This is a genomic window from Photobacterium sp. OFAV2-7 (assembly GCF_022347985.1).
Lineage (GTDB): Bacteria > Pseudomonadota > Gammaproteobacteria > Enterobacterales > Vibrionaceae > Photobacterium.
This window is the reverse complement of record NZ_JAKRFQ010000535.1, coordinates 1-3593: the sequence shown is the minus strand read 5'-3', so window position 1 is coordinate 3593 and position 3593 is coordinate 1. Positions and strand designations below refer to the sequence as shown.

The 3593-nt window shown below is 41.3% G+C and carries 4 protein-coding genes; all 4 read left to right on the top strand.

Going from position 1 to position 3593, the window contains the following annotated elements; all coding sequences use genetic code 11:
- Window positions 1–229, top strand: a 229-nt coding sequence (locus MHN01_RS20430) for a GNAT family N-acetyltransferase (RefSeq protein WP_239413099.1), incomplete at its 5' end; no start/stop codon positions are given.
- Between the two features lie 611 nt (window positions 230–840).
- Window positions 841–1602, top strand: coding sequence for a Rha family transcriptional regulator (locus MHN01_RS20425; protein WP_239413098.1), 762 nt, complete (start codon window positions 841–843; stop codon window positions 1600–1602).
- Window positions 1603–1657: 55 nt separating this feature from the next.
- On the top strand, window positions 1658–2470 hold the full coding sequence (locus tag MHN01_RS20420; protein ID WP_239413097.1) for a phage regulatory protein/antirepressor Ant: 813 nt from the start codon (window positions 1658–1660) through the stop codon (window positions 2468–2470).
- A gap of 556 nt (window positions 2471–3026) precedes the next feature.
- Window positions 3027–3356 (top strand): hypothetical protein, encoded by a 330-nt coding sequence (locus MHN01_RS20415; RefSeq protein WP_239413096.1) that lies wholly within the window; start codon window positions 3027–3029, stop codon window positions 3354–3356.
- Window positions 3357–3593 lie beyond the last annotated feature (237 nt).

The following is a 3593-nucleotide window of genomic DNA, read 5'->3' as shown; positions in this document are numbered from 1 at the left end:
AACTCCCTGGCTTTGCAGTTTGTTCATTGAGCCAGAAGAGCGTGGGAATCGTTTGAGTGAACTGCTCTTTGAGCATGCGAAAACAGAGCTGAAAACCAGCGGCTATAAGCGGTTGTATCTAACAACAGATCACGACGGTTTCTACGAAAAGTTTGGATGGACTCGAATAGAAGACGGTTATGACCCTTCAGGCGAGAAGACTAGGATTTATCAGATAGATATTGGATAGCTAAATTAACCGTTAACTGCGTAGATAACTGTAAACACTGATTCTCCTCTACCATTTACTTTTTAACTCAAACTTCATCAGAAGACTAATCGGCCTGAAAAGATGGGGCATTCTAGCGGCTAAAATACTCCAACCCTACCCCATCATTCGTACTAATTTAGTGCGTAACGTACCAGCGAATTAAGGCTTAGGTACGGTAAAGCACCTTAATAAGGTAAAAACAATTTCAAATAAATCTCACCGCATCAATAACTTAGCTTAAGAGGCGATTTCGTAAGTTACTGATTTATACTCTATGATACTGGCTGTTTTGCCCCATTTTTGCCCCACGCATCTCTCTTTCAAATTCACCTACCCTCATCCATAGTACACACCATCCCCCTTTCCAATGATCATTGATATTGTTCGTTTTTTATCCTACAGTAGCAAACGCAACTAACCACTGCGCATAACGACCAAATGCATAATAGGTAACTGACCATGAGTAAGACCAAACACATCCGAGATCTATCTACTTTCGTTCCCACTAACTTAAGAGAAAGCTCCTGCAAGCGTCGTACTGCGTAGCAAATTTACCATTAACAGCCATATCAACTGATAGGTAACGACCAATGAATACCATCTGCCATACCCCAGACCCATTCAAAAACCCTCAAACTATGTCCAGTCGTGAAATCGCGGAACTGACAGATATTAGACATGACAACGTCATCCGAACAATTGAGTCTCTGATTTCAAAAAACTTGCTGGAACATCCTCAATTTGAGGAAGTTAGAAACCACCGTAACCAAGCCATTAAACAATGCATGTTAAATAAACGCGATAGCCTTGTGCTTGTGGCTCGACTATCACCTGAGTTTACAGCTGCTGTCATTGACCGTTGGCAACAGCTTGAAATGCTGCAACACTCAAATACCCCTGTCATTACTGATCAACTGGCTTTTGTTGAGTCACTAACTAAAGCACTTAACATGAGTGATAGCGGCAAGCTTGGGGTATATCAAAGAGTTGCGCAGTACAATCACATCCCTCTCGATATTCTTCCCTCTTACACCGTTGATGCCCCTGATGGATCTACCGACGACAGCAGCGAAGCAACCTTTTCTGCTAGCCAGGGACTTAAAGAGTACAACATCAGGGTTAGCGCCATTGCTTTCAACAGATTGCTGAGTGAACACGGCATACTGGAGCGATTAGATCGTAAATCTTCAAGAAAGAAGATAAAACAATTCTGGTCGATTACTAGAGATGGTCTGCGCTATGGAAAAAACCTCACCAATCCGAACAACCAGAAAGAAACTCAAGCACATTGGTATCGTTCAACGTTTCGCGACCTGCTTGTTGTAGTTGGACTGGTTGAAGAAGCGGCATAAGCCGGGTATTTGATTCCCCATATATAACGATCAACTTCATAATAGGTAACGACCAATGAATACCATCTGCCATACCCAAGATCGATCTACCAAAGTTCAAACCCTCATAGCCAGCAATCAAGAGAGTGCTATCCATTCGCTAGTTATGGTCAACGATCAGAACATTGCTATCACTACTTCTTTAAGGATTGCGGAAGGTGTGGGAAATCCGCACTCTTCTGTTATCAAGCTGATTCGCAACAATATTAAAGATTTTCAGGAGTTTGGAATCATCGGATTTGAAATCCAGCCAAAACCTAAAGGTCAGCGTGGCGGAAGTGCTACCGAATATGCCATCCTCAACGAGCAGCAAGCTACCCTGTTAATGACTTATATGCGAAACACCGAGATTGTTCGGATGTTCAAGAAGCGATTAGTGAAAGCCTTCTTTGAGCAGGGAAGACAAAAGCAAACTCATGGAAACTTTTCCCGCCTTGAGATCTTACAGCTAGCTTTAGAAGCCGAACAAAAGCGACTTCAACTCGAACAAGAAAACCAGCAACTAGAAACCAAGGGTGCCGAGGATGCGCCGAAAGTTGCTTTCCATGACCAGGTAACAATAGCCCCTGATGCAATAAGTGTCGCTCAGGCAGCCAAGGTGATAGGAACTGGCCGGAATCGCTTAATCAGCTTCCTTCGCAAAATAAAATGGATCACACGAAAGAATGAGCCCTATCAGGCCAAGATTGAGCAAGGGCTTCTCGATGTAAAATTAGGAAACTGGGAACATCCAGATCATGGACTTCAACAATCAGTTACAGCACTAGTTACTGGTAAAGGGCTTTCAAGGTTGCAACAACTTTGGAGTGAAACCAAAATCCACCATTGAAAGAAGACTGGGCGGCAATTGTCGCCCTCTCAATTTCAATAACCAAAGAAACTAACACTCCTTTATTTGGAGTTTTCACCTTATGAGGCCAGTGCTACAGTATTCATATGCTATATTAGATTTTTTAGTTACTAAGGGCATATATATGAATAAACATAATCTAAAAATGATAACCCCTACTCACTCTCCCTTGTCATGCCCTGGATGTGGTGAAATGTACAACTACTTCTTTCATTCAGCAGCGACAATTGCTTTTTGTCCAGATGCAAACTTAGAAACCCTGCTCAAGTTTCGCTCATTCAGCCCAAATTCTAGTTATAGCCACTTGAAATAAATCACAAAACTGAGATGTCTCACCTTCACGTCCAACAATTAATGTATGATGCGTTACTCATATGGCAGATAAATGATTCTGTTCGGCGGTAGCGTGCCGTGCACCTTGAGTGTGAGCTAAAAGGCATCTACCCTGACGGGTTTAGCTGCTCTATTGCTAGAGACCCATGAATTCAACGTGGCGAATTTTTGCGCTACTTCTTTAAAAACCTTAGGAGTTAACATGACAAGATTTTTAGCTATTTGCTTACTTTCACTTTTGCCTACTACAGCTATCGCACAAGTTGGTGATGTTACTGGAAAAATCACAAGAATTACGAACTGGGAAGGTCATAAAGGGTCATTGATAGGCTTTAGTGATATGAGTCCTGCAAATTCTTTCTGTCCAAGGAATGATTATTTTATTCTACCGGCTGATCATGATTTCCATGATCAAAATTACAGCCTTCTCCTAGCCGCATTCATGTCAAATAAGTCTGTTACTATTTCCGTTTCTCAAGGTGACTGCTTAGACGAAATGCCGAGAGTTCGTCATATCTGGATTACTCAATAATCCTGTTTAGAGCTGTGTGGTTTTTGCTAGTTAATTAGGTGTTCGTCGATTTTATCAATGATGCAAACATCATCTTATCAACAATAGGATATATAATACATTTAGAGCGACTAAAGATAATTATATGAATCAGAATCAAATAAACGCGATAATAGATATCCTCGTATTCATTTACTTCCTCGTAATTTTTTTATTTGCCTTCTATAACTTAACAAAAGGCTCTGTGATAAAGGAGTT